General features: G+C 63.1%; 3 protein-coding genes and 3 pseudogenes. 3 read left to right on the forward strand and 3 right to left on the reverse strand.

Features of this window, described 5'->3' with window-relative positions:
- Positions 1 to 15 precede the first annotated feature (15 nt).
- From EOA22_RS00925 to EOA22_RS00935, 3 genes and pseudogenes are all read left to right on the forward strand, one after another.
- Positions 16 to 342 (forward strand): annotated as a pseudogene (locus tag EOA22_RS00925) (amidohydrolase family protein); the annotation flags it as partial.
- Positions 343 to 535: 193 nt separating this feature from the next.
- Entirely contained in the window at positions 536 to 1039 is a 504-nt protein-coding gene (locus EOA22_RS00930; protein ID WP_063169827.1) for a heme-degrading domain-containing protein, read from the forward strand.
- Positions 1036 to 2301 carry a glycerate kinase gene (locus EOA22_RS00935; protein WP_063169828.1) on the forward strand — a complete coding sequence of 422 codons (1266 nt, stop codon included), beginning with the start codon at positions 1036 to 1038 and terminating at the stop codon, positions 2299 to 2301. Before EOA22_RS00930 ends, EOA22_RS00935 begins: the two co-directional genes overlap by 4 nt.
- A gap of 51 nt (positions 2302 to 2352) precedes the next feature.
- Here EOA22_RS00935 and EOA22_RS00940 read toward each other — a convergent pair whose 3' ends face one another.
- From EOA22_RS00940 to EOA22_RS00950, 3 genes and pseudogenes are all read right to left on the reverse strand, one after another.
- On the reverse strand, positions 2353 to 3810 hold the full coding sequence (locus EOA22_RS00940) for a UdgX family uracil-DNA binding protein (protein ID WP_063169829.1): 1458 nt from the start codon (positions 3808 to 3810) through the stop codon (positions 2353 to 2355).
- Between the two features lie 2 nt (positions 3811 to 3812).
- A pseudogene (locus tag EOA22_RS00945) lies at positions 3813 to 5047 on the reverse strand (putative DNA modification/repair radical SAM protein).
- A gap of 80 nt (positions 5048 to 5127) precedes the next feature.
- Positions 5128 to 5618: pseudogene (locus EOA22_RS00950) on the reverse strand (glutamine synthetase); the annotation flags it as partial.

The following is a 5618-nucleotide window of genomic DNA, read 5'->3' on the forward strand; positions in this document are numbered from 1 at the left end:
ACCTTGTAGCCTTCGTCCATGCTGCGCACCATGGACGAAGGCTACAAGGTGATCGCGCTGAATGGCGAAAAGCTCAACCCGTTCCAGTCCTTCTGGCAGACGACGCGCGGCAATGCCGAGGCGCTGTCGGTGGTGGAAAAGATAGGCACGCTGGACGCGGGCACCGACGCCGACATCGTCGTGCTGGACGCCAGGGCAACGCCGGGAATGCGACTCAGGATGGAGACGGTCGAGACGCTGGCGCAGGAACTCTTTCTCCTGCAGACGCTGGGCGACGACCGCTCCGTCCGCGAAGTTTATGTGGCGGGGCGGCCAGCCAAGGCTGACATGAGCGCGGGGTAAGGCCCCCTCACCCGGATTGCCAACCGAATTGCGAAGGCAATTCGGGGCAATCCGGCCTCTCCCCGAGGGGAGAGGAGGAAGCCGAGGCCCGTGCTCGTCTCTTCTCCCCTCGGGAGAAGGTGGCCACGCCACGGAAGCTTGACCGAGCGGAGCTTGTCGTACACACGACGTGTGACGATTTCGGAGAAAGAAAATGGCCGTTGCTGACGACATCGCTCTGATCAAGAGACAGGAAGAGACCCTTGTCTTCGCGACCTTTGACGAGGCCGTCGCTTTCAAAATCGGCTCCGCCATTCGCGATCGTGCAATCGCCGAAGATCTACCCATCATAGTCGACATCAGGCTGTGGGACCGGCCGCTGTTCTACGCCGCGCTGCCGGGCTCGAACGCTTCCAATCCCGACTGGGCGCGGCGCAAGATCAATGTGGTCAAACGGTTCCTGAGAAGCACCTATCGCATGGTGTTGGAACAGCAGCGCCCCGACCGCACCTTCAAGATTGGTGAAGGGCTGGATATTGCCGACTACGTGCTGGCCGGCGGTGGCTTTCCGGTGAACGCCAAGGGCACCGGCGTCATTGGCGTCATCGCCGTTTCCGGACTGCCGGAGCGCGAGGATCACGGCGTCGTCGTCGATGCGCTGTGCGATCATTTGGGCGTCGACAAGCGCGGCTTGGCATTGCCTCGGGAAGCCGAATGACCGTGCTCGACCCCAAATCGTTCCTCGTCTCTATCTTCAACGCCGCCGTCGCCGCCGCCGATCCGGAACGAACCATCAGGGATCATCTGCCGGCCAAGCCCAAGGGCCGTACCATCGTCATCGGCGCGGGCAAAGGCTCGGCGCAAATGGCGGCAGCCTTCGAGAAAGTGTGGGACGCCCCCATCGAAGGGCTGGTCGTCACCCGCTATGGCTATGGCGCGACCTGCGAGCGCATCGAGATCATCGAGGCGGCGCACCCGGTGCCGGACGATGCCGGCCTTGAAGCCTCGCGCCGGCTGCTGGCGAAGGTGCAAGGGCTGACGGCGGACGATCTGGTGGTGGCGCTGATTTCCGGCGGCGGCTCGGCGCTGTTGCCGTCGCCGGCCGGCAGCTTGACGCTGGCCGACGAGATCGCCGTCAATGAGGCGCTGCTCGCCTCGGGTGCGCCGATCGCGGCGATGAACACTATCCGCAAGCACCTTTCCACCATCAAGGGCGGCAGGCTGGCGGCGGCCGCATGGCCGGCCAGGGTGGTGTCGCTGATCGTCTCCGATATTCCCGGCGATAATCCGGCAATGGTCGCCTCCGGCCCAACCGTACCGGATACAGGCAGCCGCGCCGACGCGCTGGCCTCGATATCGGCCTATGGCATGAAACTGCCGGCCTCGGTGATGGCGCATATCAATTCGCCGGCCGCCGATGCGCCAAGCCCGGATGACGAGCGCTTTTTGCGCAACGAGGTGCATCTGATCGCTTCGGCCGGGGTATCGCTGGAAGCCGCCGCTACGGAAGCGAAACGGCAAGGCGTCGAGGCGGTTATCCTCTCCGATGCCATCGAAGGCGAAGCGCGCGAGGTTGGCGGTGTCCACGCCGCGATCGCGCGTGAAGTGGCGACGCGCAACAGGCCTTTCTCGAAGCCGGTGCTGATCCTGTCGGGCGGCGAGACAACCGTGACGCTGCGCGCAAAAGGCAAGGGCGGCCGCAATTCGGAATTCCTGCTCGCCTTCGCCATCGGCATCAATGGCGTCGACGGTATCAATGCGCTGGCCGCCGACACTGACGGCATCGACGGTTCGGAAAACAATGCCGGTGCCTTTGCCGATGCTTCGACCGTGTCGCGCATGCGCGCTGCCGGGGTGGACGCCAAGGCTATGCTTGCCGGCAACAATGCCTGGACGGCCTTCAACGCGGTTGACGATCTCTTCGTACCCGGCCCGACCGGTACGAATGTCAACGATCTCAGGGCAATTCTGATCAGGTAGCCGCAGCAATTCCAGGAAGGTTTTCTGTCCGGAATCGCGCAAAACAGACAATCAGGCGGCCATCAGCCGCTTCACCAGCTTCATGTCCTGCAGGAACCGTTCGCGTTCAGCCTCCTTGTCCGCGGGTTCGCGGATGCGCAGGATGAAGGAGGGATGGATGGTGATGAACACGCGCAATCCGTCCTCGCGCTCGATCACTTGTCCGCGCATCTTTGTCACCGGAATCGCCTTGCCGAGCAGCGACATCGCCGCTGTCGCGCCGAGTGCCACGGCGAGGTTCGGCTTGATCAGCTCGAATTCTTGGTCGATCCACCAGCGGCAGGCCTGAATCTCACCGGAATTCGGTTTGGAGTGGATGCGGCGCTTGCCGCGCGGCTCGAACTTGAAGTGCTTGACCGCGTTGGTGACATAGACCTTTTGCCGGTCGACACCGGCATCGTCCAGGATCGCATCGAACACCTTGCCGGCCGGACCCACGAAAGGTTTGCCGGCGAGGTCCTCCTGATCCCCCGGCTGTTCGCCGACGAAGATCACCTTGGCATTGTCAGGGCCTTCACCGAAGACGGTCTGCGTCGCGTCGCGCCACAGCGGGCAGCGGCGGCAGCCTTTCGCTGCCTCGCGCAATTCCGGAATCGTGCTTGCATCATCTTCCGGTGCTTCGACGGGCTGCTTCGGCCAATGCCGTGCCTGCACCTTTGCGTGGTGCGGCGCGGGTGTTGTCGGCATCTTCGCAATCATGTCCTTGGCGGCCTTGTCCGCTCCTGCGATCATGTCTGGAATGAGCGAGGCCTCGGGAAGGTTCCGCCAATATTTCTTCGGCATCTCCTTCTGCATGGTTTTCACCTTCAATCGCGCCGGGTTGAAGATGTTCTCGAAATAGGTGCGCCAGAGCGCCTCGGTATCGTCCTGATCAGGCGCATCGCCCTTGGCCGCGCCCGGCCCGATCGCCAGCCTTTCGCCATCCCAGTCGGCAGAGGCATAAGGGGTCAGGATCGTCCAGCGCATGCCGGTGAAACGTCTGACGAAGAAATCGGCGTTGCGCTCGACGATGAAATGATCCGGCTCGAACCAGGCGACATAGCGCTCATCGGCACCGTCGCCGATTTTCCGGAAACGTACGAAGGCGTGCATCTTGTGGCTGTCGCGCCGCACCGCCTTCTCCATGGCCTCGAGCCGCCTGGTGTCGGAATCCGACGCGATTTCCAGCAGTTTAGCTTCGTCGCGCAATCGCCACAGCATTCGGTAGAGAAAGGCAAACCGGCCGGGATCGGAATGGCAGAACGCCGTTTCGGCATGCCCGAGGAAGTCGCGCGGCACGACGAGTTGCGCGCCCGCAGGCACTTCAGGCAATTGTGCCTGATCAGAGCCTGGCGCGACATGCCAGTCGACGTCCTCGGGCCTGACCTCATTCAAGGCCAGCCGCCGTGCCGCGTCACGCCAGCCGGCAAAATCCGTCTCGCTGTCGAGCCGAACTCTGTATCTGGCGAGATCGAGTTCCGCCGGCCGCATGATCAGAACAACGATAATTGTTCGCAGGAGTGGACGATCCTGTCGCGCAGGCCGGCCTTGTCGGTCAGCGCACCAGGCGACCAGCCTTCGGCGATGATGAAGGGCCTGAGCTTGGCGATCGACTGGCAGAACCGCCCGACATCCTCGAGCCGCATGCGCCGGTGCCGGCGCGTCTCCAAAATCTTCGCCACCACCTTGGTGCCGAGACCCGGCACCCGCAGCAGCGCTTCGCGGTCGGCGCGATTGATGTCGACGGGAAACTGCCCCCGGTTGCGCAGTGCCCAGCCCAGCTTCGGGTCGATGGCGAGCTCGAGCATGCCGTCGCTGCTGCCGGCGAGGATTTCCGGTTGCGAAAAGCCGTAAACCGCATCAGCCAGTCGGCCTGATAAAGCCGGTGCTCACGCATCAGCGGCGGCTTCTGCAGGGGCAGCGACGACGACGAATCCGGAATCGGACTGAAGGCCGAGTAATAGACCCGCCGCAGATGGTAGCTGCCATAGAGCCGGGCGCTCGTGTGCAATATGCCGTCGTCGGATGTCTTGTCGGCGCCGATGATCATCTGCGTCGACTGGCCGCCCGGCGCAAAGCGTTCGCGCTTTTTGGTCTTCAAAGTCGGCTCGGCCTTCTCCTCCATCTTCTGGCGCAGCCTGGCCATGGAAAGCCGGATTGTCTCCGGCTTCTTCTCGGGCGCCAGCCGCTTCACACCCTCGTCGGTCGGCAGTTCGACATTGATCGACAGCCGGTCGGCATAGAGACCGGCCTGCTCGACCAGTTCGGCCGAGCTTTCCGGGATGGTCTTCAAATGGATGTAGCCGGAGAATTTCTCCTCCAGGCGCAGCCGGCGCGCCACCTCGACCATCTCGCCCATGGTCTCGTCCGGCGAGCGAACGACACCCGAGGACAGGAACAGGCCTTCTATGTAGTTGCGCCGGTAGAAATCCATGGTCAGCTTCACCACCTCGTCGATGCCAAAGCGGGCGCGCCGCACATTGGACGACGATCGGTTGATGCAGTAGCTGCAATCATAGATGCAGAAATTGGTCAGCAGGATTTTCAGCAGCGAAATGCAGCGGCCGTCCGGCGCGTAGGAATGGCAGATGCCCATGCCCTCGGTGGAGCCGATGCCGCCTGATTCCAGCGAGTCCTTTTTCGCCGCACCCGACGAGGCGCAGGACGCATCGTATTTGGCGGCATCGGAGAGGACAGCCAGTTTTTCACGGACGGTGAGTGCGCTCATCTGTTCATGATATGTTCTTATCCGCCCTTATGCCACCTCATTTGATGGAAACGGCGAAAAAGTGATCGCCCGCCCGGCCCTCAGACTTCGTGCAGATAGAGGTGGTAATCCAGTTCGCTGACCGTGCGTGCCACGCGCAGGTATTCGGACTGTTTGATCGCCACGAAGGTCCGGTGCAGGTCCTCGCCGAGCGCGTTCTTCAGGAAGCTGGACGCCCGGGCCGATTCGATCGCGGCGCGCCAGTCGACAGGCATGGTTGTGCGCGTGACCGCTGCCTCATAGCCGTTGCCGGTCGTTTCGGGCCCCGGATCGAGCCCTTCATCCATGCCCTTGATGATGCCGGCGAGCACGGTTGCGGCGATCAGATAGGGGTTGGCGTCGACGCCCGACGGCCGGTGCTCGATGCGCCGGTTCTTGGCGTCGCCGGCCGGCACACGCAGCGCCACCGATCGGTTGTTGACGCCCCATGTCGGTGCCACCGGCGCATAGGATTGCGAGACGAAGCGCCGCCAGGAATTGGCGTGCGGCGCAAACACCAGCATCGATTCCGCCATGGTCTGGATGAGGCCGC

This window comes from Mesorhizobium sp. M7A.F.Ca.US.014.04.1.1 (assembly GCF_003998745.1).
In the GTDB taxonomy this organism is placed as follows: domain Bacteria; phylum Pseudomonadota; class Alphaproteobacteria; order Rhizobiales; family Rhizobiaceae; genus Mesorhizobium; species Mesorhizobium ciceri.

Bases quoted from the DNA above. Each gene is read 5' to 3' on its own strand.
- EOA22_RS00930 (WP_063169827.1), top strand. From the start codon at position 536: ATGGCCGTTGCTGACGACATCGCTCTGATCAAGAGACAGGAAGAGACC.
- EOA22_RS00940 (WP_063169829.1), bottom strand. From the start codon at position 3,810: ATGCGGCCGGCGGAACTCGATCTCGCCAGATACAGAGTTCGGCTCGAC.
- EOA22_RS00935 (WP_063169828.1), top strand. From the start codon at position 1,036: ATGACCGTGCTCGACCCCAAATCGTTCCTCGTCTCTATCTTCAACGCC.